Below are 20,533 nucleotides of genomic sequence, written 5' to 3' on the forward strand. Positions count from 1 at the left end.
ACATAAACATACATACGCAAACGCTATCAGGTTCAAACACGCATGAGCAACGAAATACAGAGCAGTTTTCTTTTCCATGACTATGAAACCTTAAACGCAACTAATTGAAGTATATCGATATTATTATTAGCTATTTTCGATATGTACTGAATTTTGTACTTAATCTACTTATGTTTGCCCGCACTCCTGTGGCCGAGGAATTCCGCAACGACTATTGACAACCTGATTTAAATCTGAGTGTGTAATTTTTTACACGTTTGTATGGACAAGATACATTTCGCACGTTATGTTTGCTTTCAGGTGCTAGAAACACCATCATAGCGGTAACCGCTCCCGAAAGTTTAGCGGTCTTTTTTCGCCCATATTTCAGATATGGCCGAGTGTGGGTGAATAAAATACCTTCGGGGAATAAGCCCGCTTGACTATGACAAGTTTCTAGCACTTGGCCGCCTGAGCCTTTCAGGCTTCCTCTAGAAAAGGATCATAGTATGTCCACTCAATCATTCACCTTCAAAAACCATCCCCTAAAAGCACACCATATAAACGATCAAATCTGGTTTGAATCCGCCGGCATTGCCAAGGCGTTAGGGTACGCAAATCATAGAGCAGTGACGGGGCTTTATGCCAACTATAAAAATGAGTTTGAGGGGGTAATGACCAAGGTACTTGATTCAAGTACCAGCGGTAATATCAATGGGTTGCAACATAAAAAAGTCAGAATTTTCTCGCTACGGGGTGTCCACCTGATAGCTATGTTTGCCCGCACTCCTGTGGCCGAGGAATTCCGCAACGTCTGTTGACAACCCGATTTAAATCTGAGTGCGTAATTTTTTTACACGTTTGTGTTGACACGACCGATTTTCACGCCGTATGCTGAATTAGTACCAGCAAAATCTGGTACCGGGATTTGCACCCCGTTCAGTACCAAGGCGATATCAGACGCGCCAGCGTCTTTTTTATTGCCTGCGGCCCCCCGCACCTTGTATTATTTCAATGGTGGGGCGTGCGGGGGAGCCGCAAGGCTCGCCGGTTTCCTTGGTGCCCGGTAGTGCAAACCCTGTACGTCTCACCACCCGACGATTTGCACCAGAGGGTGGTGATTGCCCTGACACACCGAGGACTATCGCTATGGCTACTTTCACCTTCCAGAATCATTCCCTTAAAGCTCATGCTATCGACGGCCGTACTCGGTTTGAATCCGCCGACATCGCCAAGGCGTTAGGATATGCAGATAAACGTTCCGTAAGCGGTCTTTATGCCAACTATAAAAGCGAATTTGAAAAAGGTATGTCGTTGGTGGTCGATTCGACCACCAATGGAATAAACAATAGCTTACGTAAGATTTCTGTCCGTATATTCTCCCTGCGCGGCGTCCATCTGATAGCCATGTTTGCCCGCACTCCTGTGGCCGAGGAATTCCGCAAGTGGGTACTTGACCTGCTTGACCGTGAAGCGGGTCAGGTTAAGCAGCCAACAATTGTTGTTGCCCCGCATCGCGAATGCCTGCCTAAGATGGTCTATCACCGTAAGAGTAAATATAACCCTTACAGCGCCTGGGCGAGCAACAACGGTAAAAACGTTTATGTTGGGTGCTTCCCTACAGTTGAAGAAGCAGTCGCCGCCCAGCACCGATACTTTGAAGAAGGTGAAATTAAGCGCATCCATAAAGCTAAGCAGAACAGCCACCCCGTTGCCCGTGCGGACTTTGTGAACCACCTAAAAACTATTCTTGAGGCGGCTCAACTGTTGAGCTGCTACGAGTGCGGCAAAGAGCTGGCATGGGAACTAGTTGCGTTCTCCCAGGAAGAGGCGCAACGCTTCGCGTGATTGACGCCATCCCCCACCCCAACAATCATCACAAAATCTTAACCGTTTAGTGATTTGTTGGGGCGGGTGTGGGATGATTGGGATAATTTATATGCTCGTGTGGCATTCTTGATTAACATAAATATTATTGGCTGATGATGAAAAATAAACTCGAATCAATTCAGATTCTTCGTGGGCTGGCAGTCCTTTCTGTAGTCTTGTTTCATTATCGTTTCTATTTAGTACCCGATGGAGCTAGCCTTGAGCTTCCGAATAAGCTCTTCGGATGGGGTAATATAGGTGTAGATTTATTCTTCGTCATCAGCGGGTTCATCATGGTGTACGTTACGGATGGAAAGGTTAGCGGCTTAAATACAAGCCTGAATTTCATCGTAAACAGGTTAACCAGAGTTCTTCCCACATATTATATAATTCTATTATTTGCATTTCTAACGGGAGGCGCGATGAGTATTCTCCATCATCCGGCTAAGGTTAGCAATTTGATTAGTGCTTTGACATTTCATCCAAACTTAACTAATCCCGCCCCCCTTTATGTTGGTGAAAGTAGTATGTTAAACATACGATGGACACTTAACTATGAAATTTATTTTTATCTTGCTTTCGCCGTTTGTCTGTTGATTAAACCCAGGCTGTTCCTATTGATTTGTTGGCTCAGCACCCCGGTCATAGTCGCCTATTTTTTAATGCCCAACGTCACATTTTTAACATCAGGTTATGAATTTTCGTCAGTTATGGCACGATTTCTTACTAACCCAATCATTCTTGAGTTTGGTATTGGTGCGATCGCAGGCTACATATTCAAGCATTTAAAAAATTCAAATGAACTTTTTTTTCTCGCTTTGGCAATAATTTCACTCATTTCAATAGTTTTCGCTATTGCGAATGGGTATTTAGAAGGATTTAATCTCATCACAGCTTGCTCCTTCGCCATGTTAGTTATTACATTTTCTTTAGCGGATCGATTTATTGTCCAGTTCACACCTCGGTTCTTAATTAAACTTGGAGATATATCTTTTTCATTGTATCTAATTCACAACCCGCTTGCCAATTTCCTCTCTGATAAAGTAGAGAATATATACCCCAATGCAATGCACTCCACACTGGGGGTTATTATATTACTTACAGCGTCTATTCTAATGGCGATTCTTTCACATGAATATGTAGAAGTTCGATTATCTGGAAGATTACGCCATACGGTAAGTAAATACATGCCAGGCACATCAAAAAAAATTAATCAGGACGTTCAGGCCATGTAGGCTTCGTACAATCTACTCTGCTCAGTAAAACGCGGTATTTTTTCCAGCTAGCAAGCGACTGTTTTTCGTCGTCCGTTGCCATATCAAGATCTACTGCATCCTGTAATGTGTCTATTGTCTGAGTTGCTTCTGCCATGAGCTTACTACGCTTATACTCTGCCGCCGCAAGGAGTTGTTCCTGGGTGGGCGGCGGCGGGTCAGATAAAACAGGATACCCGCTTTCATTAGCAGTTATAATTTTACCCTTAGCCTGCCCCTCAAATAACTGTTCGTAATCCGAATCCTTAACGGGTATAGCATCAGCGGGCCAGTCCGGGTAATCGCTTTTCATCGCTTCCGGATAAAAACCACCTGTCGTTTTACTGTAAAAATAGCTCATAGTGTTTTTCCTTAATATCCGATTGCTAACCAGTCTGCGGATATTTCATCGGTGTAGATATGAGAAATAAATCCGTTTTTATTTCTTGAGGTTGCACTTATATTAGAAGAACTATTACTCCCATTAGTAGAATTGCTTTGTGTCATCTGAACAGATATGCACGCTGTTGGAAATGCAACCGGAAATGCAACTTGTACATCGCTCCCAAGTCCTACAGTGCCCCACTGGAACATCATCCCCGTCGCTGTATCTTTAAACCAGCCAGTGTCGCTTTTGCTTGCCGTATTTGTTACGGCGCTAATCCTGCTGTCTGTATAATTCTTAGCGTTCTGCTCTGCTGCGTTAGCCCTGTTCTGAGCATCAGTCTGTGTTGAGAGATTGCCTGTAAATCCTTCATGGAATATGCGATAACGTGCGTTTTCTAGTGAATAACCACCAATCGCAAGGGCATTATCAGTGTCCAGCCCGAAGTATGTTGCAAAATCACCCTCACGGTGAAACATCAACGCCGCTGACGCATATTTATTGCCATTGTTGCTCACTTCCAGAGATGGCCGTTTTTCACCTGTTGCGCTGGATAACCCCGGAGTGTCACCCGACATAAAGGCGGTAGTAAGATTATTCTCAGACGGATATCGCGCATTAACCGTCATTACCTGGCCGTTATTTACACCGATTGAGGATTTTGGAATATACAACCCATCGGACTCTGACTTACTGTACGCGCTAACATCTGAAGCCGTAAGTTGCACATTTCCGGCATTATCGGGGGATAACGTATTAACTGTTTTAACATTGCCGACATTCGCCAGCGCATCTTTCACCGCTTTAGGCGTTGCGGCCACGTTTTCAGCATCGCTATTAGTTGCGCTACTGAGTTGCGTAATACCCGCCTGAGTGAGTGATGCAACCGGTAGATTGGTTATCCCGTCGATAAGGTACCTGATCGTACCGGCCGTCAGCATATTAGCGACGATATCGTTAGCCGACCATGCCCGCGCTACCGTTCCTTCCTGCCCGCGCAGGATGGTAAACACATCGCCATTGCGGGCTGTAACGTGCACGATCTCATTAAGCTGGCCCGTCGCGGCGTCAATGATAGTCAGCTTAAAAAAGCTTTGCCCCTCTACCGCCGCCGGGAATAAACTACCCGCACCTGTATTTACGGACAACGTAGTCGAGGTAGCATTAATCGACGCTGAGAGAACGCTATTCGCGTTATTAGATACTAATAGTGTAAGTGCCATTTTCGCCCTATATTAATTTGAACTATGAATAGTTGACAGGATGGTAGAGATGAACAAGGCCGCAATTTATATAGTTAAAACGCTACTTTCTTCGTGCGCGACAGTTACAATTTGCATTTGCGCATTTCTCATAGCGTTTATTATCAGAGCATGGATAGGGGAGAGTATTTCACTATCAGATAATGTATTACTACTGCGCATAACCATACCCTTGTCGCTAATTTCAGTGTCACTGATAATGATTTGCATGTGCCTCAATTTCTATTTAAACATCCTAACGGACACGCGGGATTCAAAGGTCAGGAACAATAGCGCCGAACTCGAAAAAACATCGCGCAATGTACGCGTTGATGAAGTCAAGTTCTAACTAGCCAACAACAGTGACCGAAACCGGCTGATAAAACGGCATATGCAATATGCCGCCCTCAAAAGCCTGTTTAAAAAACGTTGCATAGCCGTAGCTGTTAGCTTTGTAGAGAGTACTTTTTGCCTCGTTGAAAGACCGGGTATTATATGCCGCACTATTCAGCACCGCTGTATCAGTCAATTCCCGATAACCGTTGATAACTGACACTGCCGCGCCCGCATCAGAGAACAGCACTGAAACACTCCAGCGCTGATCGTTCACTACGTCCGCGCCATTAACGCCGGTCAGAAACCGCAGTACGCGCCGTTTAAGCCACGGTATCGTGAAGTGAAAGCCGTCACCTTTATAAAAATTCCACGTCATTACGCGCTTAAACAAATCGTCTGACGTTTCGACTTCGGCATCTGACGTCACAACGTCCCACGCATTAATCGCCAGTTGATTAAACGCCAGCGCGTTGTAAGCGCCATAGCTGCGCTGGCGGCGGTTCATCAGCACCGGTGCGTCTGCTCCGTACAGTCCCTTCAACAGCCAGCGTAATTCCTGACCTGCGTGTCCGTTACCCGCGTAAACAGCGAGATTCGCATTTTTTAACCAGTCGTATAAACCCTGCGCCAGCGAATTATACGTATCAATGAATGCCTGTAGGTTTTCATCATCGTTGTACTGTTGATAGAGATACGCCGGGATTATTTTGTCGCTCACTGTTTACCCCTCAGATACCGTGACCCCGTTTGCAGCGATGTACCAGTAGCTGTACGGATCACCGGTAATAATATCCATCGCTGCCTGCGGCGCGGTTATAACGCCGTTGACGGTTACGGTGACATCGAGCGCGCTGATTAGGTCCGGGTTAAGTATTGAAGAAATGGCACTGAGAAAAATATCTTTAACTGTGTTCAGATTCAGCGGTTTTCCCGCGTAAAGCTGATTGATGTAAGCGATAACCGGCGCGGACACGACAGAATTAACACTTTGGGCGGTGAGGTAGTTCACGCCGTCCGTTCGCCATTTGAAGAATATTTTAACGTTCTGCTGGAGTGGAATAACAAACGGAATGAGATAAGTATCAGGCCAGTCGGTCACCGTTACGCGCTGATTACGCAGATTCGGTGTGACTTCACCGCCTCCCGCCCAGGTTCCGGCACCGCTGGTGTCGGAATTAAGGGAAAAGCTGTGCGGACTCAGTACGCTGATTTTAAACGGTGTACCGTTGATCCCCGTCATCCCCTCGACACCCTTGAGAGTGACAGTCTGGCCGTCGCTGAAACCGTGCGTGATATTAGTTGTTACCACGCCGGGGCTGGCTGAAGTGATGCCAGTAACCTCAAGTGCGCACCCCTTCAACCGGCTGATGTCGCCCGCCGACTGATAAATCGCCGCTGCCATTGCGTAAGTGTTGCCACCTCCGCACATAATGACCCATCGATCACCGTCGGCAATAACCGCTGTCAGACGAAGATTGATATTAGCCACATTTGCCAGCGCGGTACGTATAAAGCCGGGGTAGCCCTGTACGGTCGGGATACCGGCGTCCCACACGCGGGCGCGGTACTGTGCGACCGTCTCTGCGCCACTGCCGGGTATCCCGGGGGTTTTATTCGTGCAGCTTAGCGTAATCCCAGCGGGAACCCCTGTTACAATACGCGTAACTGTTCCTTCGGGCACCGCAAATGCCCCGCTCACGGTGGCAATACAGGTAACCGGATCGGATTCGCCATCTGCATTAATAACAATGGCGTAGGGTAATGCGAAAGTGTTACTCCCGTCCGAAACCTGGAAGCCTTCGGGGATAATAAACGCCGCAGGCCCCGTAAAAGTAACGTCTACTGCGGTAAATCCAGCGATTTTCTGTCCCTGCACGCCGTATTGCTGAGCAAGCAAATTTAAGACAAAAAGATTGGCTGTCAGCGGGCTGACCGAGTTGATAGCATCTACTCTGGCCTGGTCGCAGATCAACAGTGCGCCAGCGCTCGTGCTTGCGATATCTTCGATTAAAGAGCCAGGGAGTTCTGTTGTAATTCCGGGCGCGAGTTGTGTTGCTATGCTGACTATTTTTTCACGTAGCGCGGCGGCGGTTTGCACCTGCGGCCCCGAGCTGTTCCACTCAACAGGTAAGTCACTCACGTTACTATCTCCGCTACTATTTTTGATCCGGATTGCGTTATCGCTGAAATGTTGTAAACGGGGGGATCGCTCTGTGTCAGTACGATACTTAATGACGCAAATTTGCCACTAAACTGCCGCTGAATACGGTCTACATAATATGTTGGTAAGATCTGCTGTATGACAGAGCCGTTAGCGGGGATACCGTGCGCGGCATAAAAAGGGGATTCCTGGGGCGACAATTTCAGCGTCTGAATTAAAGTCGTTAACCATACGCTGTCATCGAATCCGTTAGCGTCAGTCTCAACCCTCCGCCATTTTCCTGACTGGTCCCGGCCATATGTTCTCAATGTGTTATCCCCCCGGAAAATTTACTTACGGGCGCGCCCGTGTCCGCTCCCTCATTACCATTGCTGTGCTGGTGCGTATTCAGCCACTGAATTAGCGCACTAAAACCCTCCTGCATAATTGCCGGGCTGGTCGTGGCGGCTCCGTCGGTCAGGGTTCCGTTGCTACCCGTCAGTGACCACCCCTGCGCATTTAGTGTAAGCGTGGAGCTGGCAGCGCTGACTTTGAACGTATCCGGGGTAACAATAGCAATGCTGTCGGGACGCAGAATGAACGTGGTTTTAGCGCCAGAATCACGCAGTGTCACACCCTCCGGGCCATAGGCGGTTAGCATACCGGGGTCAACGCCCTGCCATTCAGTATTAGAAACCGGAAGGAACACCAGCGCGCCGAGATTCGGGGGCGGAGTCATATCCGCCACGCCACCCCCCTGCCCGCTCACGCCCCCGAGGTAAGTATCGGCCGGGATAACGATCCCCCGGTCCCCGGTTTGCATCGGATAACGAACGTACTGTGGGCCGAATAAGGGGATCGTGACCTGGGGCAGCGTCCAGGGAATATCGCGCAGAAGGAATTTAACGGTGATCATGTTGCCATTTCTTGCCACGACTTCTGCGGGTAAAATTTTGCCCTTCATCTGCATGGCCTGCGTTATCCTGTCGCTGACAAAGCCGTGCATGTTCCTGCTGAAATTAATCTTACTGTCAATACTCATGCAGTTTTCTCCAGCAGGGGATAAGCTTCAATAATCGTCATCCAGCTGGCTCCGTCCGCCTGCCTGCTGTTGCCGAGTATCCGCACTGAGGACACGCGGAACACCCCGGTAAAAGCTACCGAATTTTTATACTGTGAATATGACGAATCAGTCAGCGTCGCACGCGACTGCGCGGGCAGTCGGATTGCATCGCCGACCATCACGTCGCCGCGTAGCACACACTGAACGCTGACCGTGCCAAAGCCTACCCAGGTCGGTTGGCCAACAAGATCAACCGGGTTAATGGTCTTCGCTTGCGTAACAGGCGCACTACCTGACGAGGCTTTTAACTGCTTTGCGTTATCGAATACTCTGATTTTATCGGCGCTGACCATCACGATATCCACGCCCTTATAACCGGGCGTCGTGATAATACTTTTGCTTATCGCGTTAAGTGATATCGCCATTTCGCTGAGGCTGCCGCAAAACATCGGATAATCGTAATTGTTGACCAGCCGGTCACTGATATTGATATCAAAAGCAAACTTATTCAGCGTCTGAAAACATTGTGTCAGCGCTACGGAAAGCTCGGTGCCTTTATTCCACGGTAGCGTGAGGTTAATATCCGGCAACGCCTCGCCGCTTTGTCCCACGGAAGGCCCTGGCATCACGACGAAATCAAGGCGTATTTCTGTCCCTATCCAGTTGCCGTATACTTGCCAGATGTAGCCGTCAAGAATAACGCTTCGCTGCGCAGGGTTTGCCAGTGGAAGCCCCGCTGACATGCCGGCACGCAGGCGCATACGCTTGTTAAATAAATCTTGGGTAGCCTGCTGCATTTCTTTCTGACTGATTCCCCACAGGGTGACGTGACTTCCTCCCTGCGGCGTCGATTCTCCGAAACGGAGAATATCGAATTCGATCATTAGGGCACCGGGGTCGTAAACGCCATTCGCCAGGCTGCCGTAATGCCGTATCGCTTTTCCGCTTTCATCCATTATCGTCAAATCGTAATAGCGCATCAGCCGGTTACCTCTATTACTCCCGTGTCGGCGAGCCACGACAGGGACGCACCGGGAAAAATATCTTTAACTAAATTGATTTCACGCCCCTGCACAGACTCCGACAGCGCGACGGTGCGCAATAGTGTTCCCGAACCGTCAGTAACTACCAGGTACCAGCGCTGCGCCGACATATTCCAGCGGATCTGGCAGTTGACCGCTTCGCCGTTAATTGTCGGGCTGAAATGCTGGCTTTCATTCTCGTTTCCAGTAAACGGAAAGGTTTCCGTAGTCACAGTCCCAGCCTCCCGATTAATCCCGTAATCTTCCCGGCGACGTTTGTGAGGTCACCGGCAACGCCGGATATGCCACTCCCCAGCGCGGTATTACCCAGTGCCGAAAACGTATTAGTCCAGGCGCTTGAGTTAACTTTGTCCCCGCTGTCAAGTTTGCCCAGGAAACTATTTACGGCGTTTGCCGCTTCTTTTTGCGTTATCAGCGGTTTTTCAAAATCCCAAAGCCACTGGCTTTGTGGCAATGGCTCGCCACCGCTGGTTACATCTGAAACGGTTTTCAGCACGCAACCGCTGTAAAAAGCCGCGGGGGTGGCTACAACATAGGTGCCGCCGAGATTACTGTGGGCCTCGATAACTGACTGAAGCGCACTCAACGTAACGAGTTTTGTTATCGCGCCAGTATTCTCGTTAACGGGCGCGGACATCATCATTGGAATGCGTAGTGGCTGTGCCAGTAGCGCGTTGGCCGCCACGGCCTGGTTAAAAAAAGGGTAACGTGCGATGTCATAGTCGATCAGCGTTCCGCCCTGCGCCGGACGCCAGTGGCAGAAATACTTATCAAGTGAAGTAAGGTTAAATGCTCCGCTCAACAGGCCGCTGACAAAGCTGGCGCTTTGCGTAATCGCGACGACAGGTAACATACCGCCGGGAATACCTGCAGCGATACCATCACAGAAAATAACCGGCGAAATCTGGAAGCCCAGCCGGTAGATCTCGCGGGAGATAGCCATCAGTGCGCCCCCCTCAGTTGGGTGCTCGACACCAGGGCGCTGCCTCCGGTGTTATTGTAAATAACAATACCGGGACGTGAGCCGGTGTAAGCAGAAATAAGATCCGAGGTGTAGCGATCCTCCCGTGCCTTAGTCGTACCGGCTTGTTCGCTACCACTTACAGGTTTACCAAACATGGCCAGATATTGCTCCCTGACACGTTGCGGGTAATTAATATTTTCCGCGCTCCCCCTGTTTACGCCGCCATTGTAGGTACGAAGCATCTCATCAAGGTTTCCATGCGCCCGCTTCTGTGCCCAGGCAAGTACTCTCGCGCCAGCCATGATATTGTCTCTCGCATTAAACGGGTTTTCCCCGTCCTTGAAATTAGACGGCATGACCTGCATCAGACCCAGCGCACCCGCCTTACTTTTAGCCTGTACATCCCATGATGATTCAGCCCCGGCGACAGCTTTTAACAGCTTTTCACTGACCCCATACTTTTTGGCAGCGGCGGCGAAATCGTCGTTGATTTTCTGTGGCAGATATTTCTTACCCGTGTAAGGATCAACTATCGGGTTGATACCGCGCCACGGAACATTCGACGGGGACTTAGATTTGTTTTCATCGGCGAAGTGTTGGCGGGTATAGGGGCCGATCCTCTTGTCAGGGCCAGCCGGTTCCGACGGGGTTTCAAACATCCAGGCTATCCAGTCCGCCGCCTTTTCAATAGCCCGTGCAAGACGCGCAACGCCGCGCATAAAGTCTCTTACATCCCGGGGAAATTCAGGCGATGAAAGATAGCTACTGAAACGTTTTATGGCATTGCCAAGCCAGTCTATCCCCGCGCCTATAGCGGGTGATTTCATTACAGCGCTGACGGCATCAGAGAACGCCGATGATAATCGCGTAAGCTGCGGTGCCAGCGGCAACAGACCCCGGACAAAGGTGCTACGGATATTCAGCCGGCTGCGGTCAAGCTGTACGTTAAAGTCCTGCCACTGTCTGAGTTGGTTATCCGTCAGTTGCAGGCGCTGCGCGTCCGCCGTCGCCTGTTTTGCCATCGCATCGATTTGGGCGTCGCTGTATTTACTCAGGCGCGTCAAATCTTCCATTGACATAAAGCTTGTCAGCCCGTATGCCTCAGCCCCCTGTTGCGTGCGTCCCGTTTGGTTAAAAATATCACGGGCGTTGCGCAGCAGCTCCGGCAGTATTTTTGAAGGGTCCGCATCCGGATTTTTTATGCCCAGCGCCTGAAACTTCCAGCGCTGCCCGAGATCAAGCTGGGCGTTTCTGATAGCGCCGAGTGTTGCCGTTGCGTTTCCTAAAATCCGGTTGAAATTGATGTTACTGGCATCGAGTCCGCCGGATGTAGTGTTAAGCCCCTGCGCATTGAATCGTTGCGACGACGCCACAGAAGCTAATTTATTTATGCCAAACAGCCCGCCTGCGCCGAGCACGCCCGAAAAAATGCCGAGGATTTTCCCCCAGGACAACAAGCTTCCTGTCGCGCTTTTAATATGCCCCGCCAGGCTTTTCGCGTGCTGATTTGCTTTGCGCAAAAACGTTGCCGAATCCCGGGATTTTTTACCAAAATCCCCCTGGCGTTTTGATGCCTGAGTAAGTGAGCCGTTAAGTTCACCAACACTGGCGTTAAGCGTCGTTAGCGCAGCTATTCCGGCATTGAAAGCCGCCGAGACAGACTCGGCTCCTTTTTGCGCCCTGCCTGCTTCATTTGCTGTAATGCCTATGCCCTGCGCGATACTTCTCCACTGCTCCGGCATCTGCTCAAGCGATTTTTGATAATCGTTGTATTTAGCGAGAAAATCTTGGAACTGGCTGTCATCAACATTAATCTCCCAGATGCTTTTAACCGACATTAAAATAGTCTCCGTGTTTTATAGCGTCGAGAATAAAGCGCTGGCGAAAATGGAGAGGGCTTTTGAACTGTTCGCAGTCCAGCTCCCGACAAAGTTCACGGAAGCCCTCGTTAGAGGCCCAGTCTAGGACGGTATAAATGATGTTTCCTGCGGGACACTCGGGGTCGGGGTATTGGTATCCGTTTTCAACGTCGGTAAAGAAGCGCTGTACTCCGTAGCGCTCAACGATGTAAGTTGCCCACTGTACACACCCAGGACCGCCCCGATCGTCCCGGGTATTAAGCTGCTTTTCTGTATCGCAGAGCTGACAATAAAAAAAACAATCTCGCCCTCAACTTCGCGGTATTCATCCGGCGTTATCACTCCCTGGCTTACTGCGGTGTCCAGCGGTATGCTTTGCCAGTCGCCGGATATTTTACATACGACGGTGCTCATGCGTGCGATATCATCAAGAAGCGTCGGGAGCTTTTCTGTACCCCTCGCGTTATCCCCTTCCCCCAACTGAATGGCCTTGCGCAGCATCATAGCCGCGACACGAGTAGATCCCAGCGCGCCAACCGTTGAGAAGAAATTGTTAAAAAGACTACCGAGAAGAACGCAGTTTTCTTCCACGACTTCGTGAGGTAACGGAATAACATGCACGTATACTATTTCTCCGTCGTCACGATTAACTGAGGTGACAAAGTTCAGCTTTTTATCAATTCGCATCGCTATTAACCCCACATTTTATTATTGGTTATCAGATACCCGGTTATCGTGACTACGTAACCCGCGTCCGCGCCGCTGAAAGTCAGTTCGTTGAAATTGACCAGATAACAGTTATGCAACGTAATAGCGTTAAAGGGTGTCGCGTCGGGCGTTACTACCACCTCTCCGAGCGCCGTGTCATTAATAAACTGATTCTGATAGCTCACCGCGAGCGCCTGCGTTTTAAGCAGATGAACGGTTACCGTTGCCTGTTGATACGGCGCCTGACTGCCGATCGTGCCTGTCATCGTAGCGATGATATCGGTAGCAGCGCCGTCGGGCCTCAAGCTGATCCCGTCTTTACCGAGATACGACGCAGTAACATTCAGCGCCGGGATATCAGTAACAGTCATGCTGCCCCGGACCCTGTTAAGAAAGCCCTGGGGAATTAATGGATTGGACATGCCTTATGCTCCCGCGAAATTAGTGACATTCACATTGAATGTAATCGACTCAAAGCCCCTCGACGGCGTAAGCACAGTACTGAGGCCGCCATATTTACCCTGGGCATAGTCCGAGGGGTTAAGGCTTGTGTAGCTCGCAAAAGGCACCGCGTTGATCACAGCACTGCCCGCAAATTGCCCTTTATTGTAGGCGTTGTTAAAGTCACTCTGGATCATGCTTTCACCCAGGGCCTGCCCAAGTATCAGGCCGTAACTTATCCCTGAGCGTAACGTTTTCAGCGCGCGGCGCTGTAGCCTGTCTATCCCCTGCTGATTGTAATAAAGCGGGTTGACGCTGGTGTTAGATCCGTTGATGATTTCATTTGCGATATCAAGCTCAAGATTGATGGCGCACCATGCGACGGCATACCAGTAATTAAAAGGGTTTCCGTCCAGCATGTGCCCCGCTACCAGCATTTTATTGCTAAGTCCCCCTTCCGCGGCGGTGCCGATGTAATTAATGTTGTTTGCCTGCAACGTCTTTAGCAAAGCGCCATTGCCCGCCGCCGGATAAGCGGTCACGCCGTACATAAAGCGCCACGCCATCGGAGGCGTCATATTTGATGAACCCGGATCGTTGGATAAAGCAGACTGGAAAGGGGCAGCCATCGAAAATTCAGTGGCGCTTATGCCTGGGGCTTCGACGCCTGCAAATACATTTGGATATTTTTCCGAGGCCCATGCCTCCCAGGTCGCGGTTGTCGTAGTAACAAAGAATTTAACCAGCGATCCGGCTGACGTGTAATTGTTCACCAGCGCGCGGAAGGTTGATTCCGTGTCCCACTCCCGCGGCGTCAGATATGAAAAAAACTTCTGGTAGGTATTGCCGAGTGAGGTATCTTCACTGATGAATGTACCGAGCGTTTTCACTGCGGCCGGTACGCTTAGCTCACCGAGTTCCAGAACATAAACTGCACGTCCTGAACCCTGCGCCCAGTATGTTGCGCTCATCTGCTGTATTTCACCCGCGGCGACTGAGGAGACGGTGCCCGTTGTGGTTGCGGTCCCCGGATCAACGCTCAGAGCATAGGTAAGAGTCTTATCCCCCGTCACGGTCGACGTAAACGCCCCGTTATAGCCAGCGGGGGTACTTCCCGCAACGATGATCGGGACGTTATCGCCCTCCGGCCATCCGTGCGCCTCCACCAGCGTGACGGTCACTATCCCCGTGGCCCAGGCGAGAGAAGATATAGCCTTAGCCGGGGCAAGAATCGCATTGATGTCCTCCGCTGAGGTCAAAAGCTGATAGCCGCCAGGCGCGAGGGTCGTCCCGCCTGTAGAAACCATCGCACCGGATTTAAGCAGAGCCGAAGGCCTGGGGGGATCGGTTACCGACACATTAATATTAACAATAGACATTGCGTTATTTCTCCGGGAATAAAGACGGAATTGCAGATATGATCAGTCCACGGGATAGGTTTCTCATCCGCTGCTGATAGTAATTAATTCTGAATTTGACAGTTTTCCGTTGCGCGAGAATATTCAGCTCGTTCTGCGTAACGCGCTCATCCTGCACGACGGGGGTATTCATTACTCCCATTTCCGCTGTGTCGCTCAGCGTGTAGTCCTGGATATAGCTTAAAAAATCCTGCACGAGCGCGTTACGCAGGCCGGTAACAGCCAGCGTTACATCTTCGGAAACCAGCTGATATTGGTTCTGATTCTCGTCAAGAAAGAAGGCCCCCGCGATTGGCGCGGTATTACTGCATTTAACTGTCGCGTACGGCGGCGACAGATTTTGTAGCGCCAGCATTGCCGGATACATTGGCATAAACTTATTAAGTGCCAACCAGATCGGCAACGAGTTAGATACCACCACATCATTGAGATCGATATCTGCGGCAGAATTGATAATCTGCGATCGCATGTGAGGATAAATCGCTTCGCCGGTGTAGTGATAAAGGTTCGCGGGTTCATTCAGTCCCGTACGGCGCGAAAAAGAGAACTGAATGCCGAAAAACTCGCCGATATAGAGCACATCAGAACCGATATCGTTAAACGGATCGATATCCGCCTGCGCTGTGAATGTCACTACGTTACGATCGTATAACTGCTCGTCATTCTGTATAGATTCAGTCGTCAGATGCAGATAACCCTTAACGCTGATTGTGTCTGGATCGCTGCTTTCCCCCTCGTCAAGCAGAGAGGCTTTAATCCAGAACACGAAACCATCAAGCGGTAAAACTTTGCGAATATATTTGGTAAAAGTCACGTTCTGAAACTGACTCAGGTCATCAAGACCCGTCGTCAGTATGGCGTTTAACTCTGTTTTTGCGGTACTAAACTCACTCAGGGAAGGCATTGAGCACCCCGCTTACCCAGGCGCGCATAGAAGCCTGATAGGTTCCGGTATCGATAAATGAAGGCCGCGGGTTGCCTTTCTTGTGTTTGAAGCGTTTAGAAATTCCGAGCAACGCGCGGCGCGTGGGTACGCCCGGCAAGCCGTTCATTTCTTCGTTATCAAGAAAAGCGACAAACAGGTTGTGAATATGCGACATTGATTCCGCAAGCGGATCGCGGTTCGCGGATGCCCCCGCCAGCAAATTTTCAAGTCCGGCTGCCATGTCTTTCGTTATCAGATCAGCGATATCGTTTTTGTGACGATCGAAGAACGTCTGCATGATGCGGTACTTAGACTCAAGATATCCCGCGACGTCGCCGGTAGTCGTGTTCTCATCTTCGTAGGGAATATCAATAACGCCGAGATGAAAAGTAATCATGACAACCCCCACAGGCTTCCGAATTGTTGAGCGATCATCAGGTAGCGGCGGCCCCACGGATCTTGCAGCATTTGTAAATCCGATAGCGATAAATCTTTAAAAAAATCCGGGGCAAGTCGCTGGGCACTGGTTGCGTTATCCGACGCCCCGGTTATCACCCCGGATTTAAAATCATTCAGTCCTTTAGCGCTCCTCAACTTCGCCAGCACGGGTTCAGTTCCGTAGTTGACGAGAAAAGACGCCGCGAGGTTGTAGACGGCGCTGGCATACAGGATTGGCATAACCGTTTCAATTTCACGATTAACCCACTCCACCGCGCCGCTGTACGCTGCCGTAAGAGACCCGGACGCGTCCGGGATATCGTCTGCCGTAATGCCCATTTCAGTGCGAACGAATCCGATAAAACCGGCCACGCTGATCGTCATTTTTTCCGGCTCCCGGATTTGGGCGTCACTATCTTTTCGTTAATATCTGATACGTCGTCTCCGTCATCCCTGCCCTTAGTTCGCTCTGCGCTAAACTCCATCTCCCCGGAATATCCGGTGCCACTTTCGCGTAACGTGCTGTCCAGTGCGGCAACAGAAGCCTGCCGGCGGTTGTGAGCCTCACGCGTAAGATGATGATCGTTATCACGTAGCGTTTTTTCGATGACTGCCGACGAAACGGGCTTATTAATGCTGTAGCACAAGCCAATAAACGCTTTACTCTGATCTATTCTGCTGGAGTCTACTAACCCGTATGCCTGATGATGTTGAATAACTGCGTCAATTTCATCGGAGGAGCCGTCAAGTACCTGCATCTGGCCCCCGTGCGGTATGGGGATCTGGCGCAGGCGACCCGTTTCCAGCATGCGGAAAGTAAAAACGTGGCGTTGCTTAGTCGTATTAGCGATGTAAAGTTTCATTGTTTACCCCACAAAAAAAAACCTCCGCGGAGTTTCCTCGGCGGAGGCTTGTTTAATTCTCAATAGATCAGGCGCTGTATTTCATCGAAAGGACGGTTATGGCTTCCGGGCGCACAGCCCAGCCCGATGTTGAGCGCATTTCTGACAGCACATCAACCGCGCCGCCGGGGATAGGGGTCGGAATTTCACGCGGTGCCGCCATGTCGCAGAACATCAGCGCGTTAGCCGCGAGAGACGGGGACAACCTGGCAAATTCGTTAGCATTCACCGTTGAATTGGTCATCGGCACCTCAACCTCGGGAACCGTAATAATCACGGCATCGGTATTCCCCGCACCCGCGCCGATAAGCGTATCGTCATATACCCAGTCAACCCGAACGTTAGCACCTTTAAGCACCTCTTCTACCATGTTACCCACGGTATCAGTACCGCCGCCGGGGCGCTGATAAGATGTCAGTTGAACAACTTGCTGAATCTCCATCGCGCCCAGTACCCTTTGCGGGCCAAGTATTACTACACGCTGCTGGCGTCCGAGCTGCATCGTCCGGGTTAGCGCTGCCTGCACATGCCCGAGCAGATAGACCGCCATTTGTCCGTGATCGTACGATAATACCGTTGCGTTACCGCTGGTATCAGCGGGGAGAGTTTCCGTAGTCGCGCCAGCAGTATTCAGCAGCCCTTCGCCCTCTGCTGGATTCATGCCGTTCAGCAACGCGGATCGTAGCTGTTGAAAAATACCCTGACGCATACCTAAACGCTGTGCTTCCGGTAATGCGATATTCCAGTTCCCGGCCGCCGCCATATCGTGATGATCATAAATTCCGCGACAACGAAAAAGATAGGTAGGTGTAGATATCATTCGGGTTTCAAGTGCCACGCTGGGAAGCTGATTTCCATTTCCCGACTGGCTTGATGTGACCTGCGTGCGGATATCAAGACGGCGCAGATAAGCGTATTGATCGCCAACGCCGAGGCGTATTTGAGGATTGCCGCTGGCGATAGCTTCAAACGCGCCGGACGCCTGCTGATAGCCAATTATCATCTCCGGCGCGATATACGACGGATTGACAATAGTGTAACTGGGAGTGATTGCAGCCATTTAATTTTGCTCCGGATTATAATAAGACAAGCGCGCAGCTGTCTTCGTTTTTCCACGTCAGAAAGCCCTTCACGCTGTCATAACTGACGGTCTTTGAGTTACCCGATTCAATAGCGATCAGTTTCACGGGCAATGCAATATCAGTGAGCGCTACGGCACCCATATTTCCTTGCGTAGTCGCAGGGCCGGACGGGGTCCCCACAGGGGTATAAGTGAACGAGGTAGTAGTGGGCGCTGACAAAACGATCACAGTACCGTTGTACGCTTCAGGGGCCACACCGCTTATTTTTACGTACTGTCCTGCTACCAGCCCGTGCGCGGATGCCGTAGTCGCTTTAGCAACGCCATCTTCATAGCTAATCGCCGTTGTAGCGATATCAGCGCCTGAAAATCCGGCGGATGCTGCGGTTGTCAGCTGACTGTTAACAAAATCCCACGCCAACGGCGTTTTTACCGATGCCCCGGCTGTACCCAGCGCAACCACCTCCGGAGAAGCTTTTAGCGGCACGCGCATATTCGAGCCAAGCCGATAGTAAGAAACGCTCATGCCTGACGCATACAGCGGCACCGGTGACTGAGGCGTGGTAAGCCCGTTATGCGCCTGATTGAATACTGTGAAACCTTCAATTTCCGACAGAGATACCGCTCTGCGAATTGTTGACCCTCGCGGGCTGGAATTTGTCCCGGGCAAATTTTCGGCAACGGGTAGCCCGCCCCACAGCGGCTGTGTCTCGTTTTCCGCTACCGTTCCCGCCGCAAGATTGAAGCGGTTTGCGGGGTCGTCCAGCGCTACGCCCTGGATGTACCCGTCAGACTGCACACCAAAAGAACCGAGGGCGTTAGTTGTCGCCATCGGATTAAGAGATAAACTTGCCATTAATTACTCCTTTTAAGCCTGGTTATTAAATCCGGTGACCTGACGCTTACCCGCTTTGAAGGGTGCCCATGCTGCTGACGGATCGCCCTCAAACGTACTAATCTGACGCCCTGTTGCATCCGCGCGTTTTATTTCGCGCAGTGTGCCGGGTGCGACAGACAAACTCGCTGATTTCTGTGCGTCGGCGTAGATCTGCTTCTCAGCAAATCCCAGCAGTGCGGAATCGGCGATTGACGATAAATCCACGGTTTTAAAATCAGGGGAATGCTCCTGTAGTTGCACCATCAGCCGCCTGCGGTAAGCCAGCGGTTTTTCACCGGAGAGTGGGATCGGTGCGCGCTTCCCGAAACCTGAAAACACGCTATCGGCTTTTACCTGTGCGTCAGCCACTTCGTTACGCTCGGAGTCGCTTAGCTCAGTCGGAATGCGTGCGCGTAACTCCGCGATCTCATTGCGAAGCTGAGAATCTGCTTTCTCTTTTGCCAGGCGTTCAGCCTCTTCAGCATCTGCCTTTTCTTTGGCCTCCGCGTCGGCTTTTTCCTTGGCGCCCTTCTCTTCTGCGTCGGCCTTGGCTTCTTCTGCTTCTTTCGCCTCAGAATCAGCTTTTTCCGCTTTCTCTTCCTTTTCTTTCGCTTCTGCATCGGCTTTGGCTTTTTCAGCCTCCGCGTCGGCTTTCGCTTCGCGTGCGTCCATGCACTTATTAAACATCTGTACAAACTTTTCCTCGTCCATCTTTTCAGCCTCATTTGGAATGGAATCAGATTTAACACCAGTAGGGGCCAGGAGTTTGTCCCACACCCCCTGTTCACAAATTGCAACGTGGTCGAGCAGCTCAGGGGATGGCTCCACCAGTAGAGGCTGACCGTCGATCTCAATGATTGAATCGGGCACCTCAACAAATTTGACGGTTGGGGAGGTGCTTAATTGCCGGGTCGCCATAATTTCGGCAGCCTCGGCGTCGTATACGCGCGCAATGGCCCACACCTCGCCATTATCAGCAACCCAGCTGTTGGTCAGGGTGCCGATAACGCGTTTTGCGAACTCATCACTATCGAGCGTATTTTTCTCGGGGTGCAGCCAGATTAGAGGTAACCCGGCCACACGCTGGAGAAATTCGGGGGTGAGATAGTCATCCGGATTGCGAAAGGTCATCTGTTGGTCTGCGGAGCGCCAGGTAACCCCTGTTCCTGTCACCCGGATGGCGAACATCCACATGTTGATAAAATACTGCGGGCTGCTTAATGTTCCGTCAGCGATAAGCGCGGCCACTTCGGTTTCGTTGAGCGATTGCCCTGACAAAACCTCTGCAAAGGGCTGATGCAACGGCTTCGGCAAATCGTCAATATGAAACCATCCAGCGCCAAGCGACTCGTCGTTAATTACTGCGTCAAACTGATCGGGCACGGTGGCGCGCAGCGTGAGATAATCACCGGAAACACTTTCCGGTGTCAGCGGGCCGTCGTACTGATAACCCACTTTCTCCTGTACTTCTCGCCGTGCTGCGTCTACAGCAAGCTCACCCGGCGCAACGTCGCCGCCGGGTATGCACCACATTCCATCGTCTGAGCGCTGGATCAGGAAGACGAACTCACCTTGACGAAACATTATCCCGCTGCCAGAAATAGCCACGGA

The 20,533-nt window shown here is 50.7% G+C and carries 22 protein-coding genes and 2 pseudogenes; 4 read left to right on the forward strand and 20 right to left on the reverse strand.

All coding sequences use genetic code 11. The features are described 5' to 3' along the window. Positions 1 to 488: 488 nt before the first annotated feature. From BM191_RS15550 to BM191_RS15560, 4 genes and pseudogenes are all read left to right on the forward strand, one after another. Positions 489 to 788: pseudogene (locus BM191_RS15550) on the forward strand (BRO-N domain-containing protein); the annotation flags it as partial. 205 nt (positions 789 to 993) lie between these two features. Further along, positions 994 to 1,092: pseudogene (locus BM191_RS17305) on the forward strand (ash family protein); the annotation flags it as partial. A gap of 36 nt (positions 1,093 to 1,128) precedes the next feature. Continuing rightward, positions 1,129 to 1,827 (forward strand): BRO-N domain-containing protein, encoded by a 699-nt coding sequence (locus tag BM191_RS17610; protein WP_143088851.1) that lies wholly within the window; start codon positions 1,129 to 1,131, stop codon positions 1,825 to 1,827. Positions 1,828 to 1,961: 134 nt separating this feature from the next. Then, a complete protein-coding gene (locus BM191_RS15560; protein ID WP_230479617.1) occupies positions 1,962 to 3,083 on the forward strand; it encodes an acyltransferase family protein in 1,122 nt (373 codons plus the stop codon). On the opposite strand, the gene BM191_RS15565 is transcribed toward BM191_RS15560, so the two are convergent. The 20 genes from BM191_RS15565 to BM191_RS15665 all read right to left on the reverse strand — a co-directional run bounded on the left by BM191_RS15565 (position 3,058) and on the right by BM191_RS15665 (position 20,530). Continuing rightward, positions 3,058 to 3,462, reverse strand: a complete 405-nt coding sequence (locus tag BM191_RS15565; RefSeq protein ID WP_092879894.1) for a tail fiber assembly protein — start codon at positions 3,460 to 3,462, stop codon at positions 3,058 to 3,060. The two genes, BM191_RS15560 and BM191_RS15565, sit on opposite strands and share 26 nt — an antisense overlap. A gap of 11 nt (positions 3,463 to 3,473) precedes the next feature. Next, on the reverse strand, positions 3,474 to 4,709 hold the full coding sequence (locus BM191_RS15570; protein WP_143088850.1) for a gp53-like domain-containing protein: 1,236 nt from the start codon (positions 4,707 to 4,709) through the stop codon (positions 3,474 to 3,476). Between the two features lie 367 nt (positions 4,710 to 5,076). Beyond that, positions 5,077 to 5,781 carry a hypothetical protein gene (locus BM191_RS15580; protein WP_092879903.1) on the reverse strand — a complete coding sequence of 235 codons (705 nt, stop codon included), beginning with the start codon at positions 5,779 to 5,781 and terminating at the stop codon, positions 5,077 to 5,079. A 3-nt stretch (positions 5,782 to 5,784) separates the two neighbouring features. After that, on the reverse strand, positions 5,785 to 7,203 hold the full coding sequence (locus tag BM191_RS15585; protein WP_092879907.1) for a ubiquitin-activating E1 FCCH domain-containing protein: 1,419 nt from the start codon (positions 7,201 to 7,203) through the stop codon (positions 5,785 to 5,787). Further along, positions 7,200 to 7,532 (reverse strand): hypothetical protein, encoded by a 333-nt coding sequence (locus tag BM191_RS17315; protein WP_092879911.1) that lies wholly within the window; start codon positions 7,530 to 7,532, stop codon positions 7,200 to 7,202. Before BM191_RS17315 ends, BM191_RS15585 begins: the two co-directional genes overlap by 4 nt. Continuing rightward, on the reverse strand, positions 7,529 to 8,245 hold the full coding sequence (locus tag BM191_RS15595) for a hypothetical protein (protein WP_092879915.1): 717 nt from the start codon (positions 8,243 to 8,245) through the stop codon (positions 7,529 to 7,531). The genes BM191_RS17315 and BM191_RS15595 overlap by 4 nt, the downstream gene beginning before the upstream one ends. Continuing rightward, entirely contained in the window at positions 8,242 to 9,246 is a 1,005-nt protein-coding gene (locus BM191_RS15600; protein WP_092879918.1) for a hypothetical protein, read from the reverse strand. Before BM191_RS15600 ends, BM191_RS15595 begins: the two co-directional genes overlap by 4 nt. Beyond that, positions 9,246 to 9,521 carry a hypothetical protein gene (locus BM191_RS15605; RefSeq protein ID WP_092879921.1) on the reverse strand — a complete coding sequence of 92 codons (276 nt, stop codon included), beginning with the start codon at positions 9,519 to 9,521 and terminating at the stop codon, positions 9,246 to 9,248. Before BM191_RS15605 ends, BM191_RS15600 begins: the two co-directional genes overlap by 1 nt. Next, positions 9,518 to 10,252, reverse strand: a complete 735-nt coding sequence (locus BM191_RS15610) for a hypothetical protein (RefSeq protein ID WP_092879924.1) — start codon at positions 10,250 to 10,252, stop codon at positions 9,518 to 9,520. Before BM191_RS15610 ends, BM191_RS15605 begins: the two co-directional genes overlap by 4 nt. Beyond that, positions 10,252 to 12,111, reverse strand: a complete 1,860-nt coding sequence (locus BM191_RS17465; protein ID WP_092879927.1) for a lytic transglycosylase domain-containing protein — start codon at positions 12,109 to 12,111, stop codon at positions 10,252 to 10,254. The genes BM191_RS15610 and BM191_RS17465 overlap by 1 nt, the downstream gene beginning before the upstream one ends. Positions 12,112 to 12,234: 123 nt before the next feature. Then, entirely contained in the window at positions 12,235 to 12,819 is a 585-nt protein-coding gene (locus tag BM191_RS15620) for a hypothetical protein (protein ID WP_092879930.1), read from the reverse strand. Between the two features lie 5 nt (positions 12,820 to 12,824). Next, a complete protein-coding gene (locus BM191_RS15625) occupies positions 12,825 to 13,262 on the reverse strand; it encodes a hypothetical protein (protein ID WP_092879934.1) in 438 nt (145 codons plus the stop codon). Between the two features lie 3 nt (positions 13,263 to 13,265). Then, entirely contained in the window at positions 13,266 to 14,660 is a 1,395-nt protein-coding gene (locus BM191_RS15630; protein ID WP_092879937.1) for a hypothetical protein, read from the reverse strand. Between the two features lie 4 nt (positions 14,661 to 14,664). Next, complete coding sequence (locus BM191_RS15635) at positions 14,665 to 15,603, reverse strand: hypothetical protein (protein WP_092879940.1); 939 nt, start codon at positions 15,601 to 15,603, stop codon at positions 14,665 to 14,667. Further along, positions 15,587 to 16,021: a hypothetical protein gene (locus tag BM191_RS15640; protein ID WP_092879943.1), complete on the reverse strand. Its 435-nt coding sequence runs from the start codon at positions 16,019 to 16,021 to the stop codon at positions 15,587 to 15,589. The genes BM191_RS15635 and BM191_RS15640 overlap by 17 nt, the downstream gene beginning before the upstream one ends. Continuing rightward, positions 16,018 to 16,446 carry a hypothetical protein gene (locus BM191_RS15645; protein WP_092879946.1) on the reverse strand — a complete coding sequence of 143 codons (429 nt, stop codon included), beginning with the start codon at positions 16,444 to 16,446 and terminating at the stop codon, positions 16,018 to 16,020. The genes BM191_RS15640 and BM191_RS15645 overlap by 4 nt, the downstream gene beginning before the upstream one ends. Beyond that, positions 16,443 to 16,925 carry a hypothetical protein gene (locus tag BM191_RS15650; RefSeq protein WP_092879949.1) on the reverse strand — a complete coding sequence of 161 codons (483 nt, stop codon included), beginning with the start codon at positions 16,923 to 16,925 and terminating at the stop codon, positions 16,443 to 16,445. Before BM191_RS15650 ends, BM191_RS15645 begins: the two co-directional genes overlap by 4 nt. Positions 16,926 to 16,992: 67 nt before the next feature. Further along, entirely contained in the window at positions 16,993 to 18,024 is a 1,032-nt protein-coding gene (locus tag BM191_RS15655; RefSeq protein WP_092879953.1) for a DUF2184 domain-containing protein, read from the reverse strand. Between the two features lie 16 nt (positions 18,025 to 18,040). Further along, the gene (locus tag BM191_RS15660) at positions 18,041 to 18,901 is read right to left on the reverse strand and encodes a hypothetical protein (protein ID WP_092879957.1); all 861 of its coding nucleotides are present in this window, start codon (positions 18,899 to 18,901) and stop codon (positions 18,041 to 18,043) included. Between the two features lie 12 nt (positions 18,902 to 18,913). Then, positions 18,914 to 20,530, reverse strand: coding sequence for an NUDIX domain-containing protein (locus BM191_RS15665; protein ID WP_092879960.1), 1,617 nt, complete (start codon positions 20,528 to 20,530; stop codon positions 18,914 to 18,916). Between the last annotated feature and the right edge of the window lie 3 nt (positions 20,531 to 20,533).

The sequence above is a fragment of the Izhakiella capsodis genome (assembly GCF_900115045.1).
Taxonomy (GTDB): Bacteria; Pseudomonadota; Gammaproteobacteria; order Enterobacterales; family Enterobacteriaceae; genus Izhakiella; species Izhakiella capsodis.

What these genes read in the sequence shown, in the direction of transcription:
- BM191_RS17610 (WP_143088851.1), top strand. Translation starts at nt 1,129, where the DNA reads ATGGCTACTTTCACCTTCCAGAATCATTCCCTTAAAGCTCATGCTATC.
- BM191_RS15560 (WP_230479617.1), top strand. Translation starts at nt 1,962, where the DNA reads ATGATGAAAAATAAACTCGAATCAATTCAGATTCTTCGTGGGCTGGCA.
- BM191_RS15595 (WP_092879915.1), bottom strand. Translation starts at nt 8,245, where the DNA reads ATGAGTATTGACAGTAAGATTAATTTCAGCAGGAACATGCACGGCTTT.
- BM191_RS15650 (WP_092879949.1), bottom strand. Translation starts at nt 16,925, where the DNA reads ATGAAACTTTACATCGCTAATACGACTAAGCAACGCCACGTTTTTACT.
- BM191_RS15635 (WP_092879940.1), bottom strand. Translation starts at nt 15,603, where the DNA reads ATGCCTTCCCTGAGTGAGTTTAGTACCGCAAAAACAGAGTTAAACGCC.
- BM191_RS15640 (WP_092879943.1), bottom strand. Translation starts at nt 16,021, where the DNA reads ATGATTACTTTTCATCTCGGCGTTATTGATATTCCCTACGAAGATGAG.
- BM191_RS15660 (WP_092879957.1), bottom strand. Translation starts at nt 18,901, where the DNA reads ATGGCAAGTTTATCTCTTAATCCGATGGCGACAACTAACGCCCTCGGT.
- BM191_RS15610 (WP_092879924.1), bottom strand. Translation starts at nt 10,252, where the DNA reads ATGGCTATCTCCCGCGAGATCTACCGGCTGGGCTTCCAGATTTCGCCG.
- BM191_RS15655 (WP_092879953.1), bottom strand. Translation starts at nt 18,024, where the DNA reads ATGGCTGCAATCACTCCCAGTTACACTATTGTCAATCCGTCGTATATC.
- BM191_RS17465 (WP_092879927.1), bottom strand. Translation starts at nt 12,111, where the DNA reads ATGTCGGTTAAAAGCATCTGGGAGATTAATGTTGATGACAGCCAGTTC.
- BM191_RS15565 (WP_092879894.1), bottom strand. Translation starts at nt 3,462, where the DNA reads ATGAGCTATTTTTACAGTAAAACGACAGGTGGTTTTTATCCGGAAGCG.
- BM191_RS15645 (WP_092879946.1), bottom strand. Translation starts at nt 16,446, where the DNA reads ATGACGATCAGCGTGGCCGGTTTTATCGGATTCGTTCGCACTGAAATG.
- BM191_RS15600 (WP_092879918.1), bottom strand. Translation starts at nt 9,246, where the DNA reads ATGCGCTATTACGATTTGACGATAATGGATGAAAGCGGAAAAGCGATA.
- BM191_RS15570 (WP_143088850.1), bottom strand. Translation starts at nt 4,709, where the DNA reads ATGGCACTTACACTATTAGTATCTAATAACGCGAATAGCGTTCTCTCA.
- BM191_RS15620 (WP_092879930.1), bottom strand. Translation starts at nt 12,819, where the DNA reads ATGCGAATTGATAAAAAGCTGAACTTTGTCACCTCAGTTAATCGTGAC.
- BM191_RS15625 (WP_092879934.1), bottom strand. Translation starts at nt 13,262, where the DNA reads ATGTCCAATCCATTAATTCCCCAGGGCTTTCTTAACAGGGTCCGGGGC.
- BM191_RS15630 (WP_092879937.1), bottom strand. Translation starts at nt 14,660, where the DNA reads ATGTCTATTGTTAATATTAATGTGTCGGTAACCGATCCCCCCAGGCCT.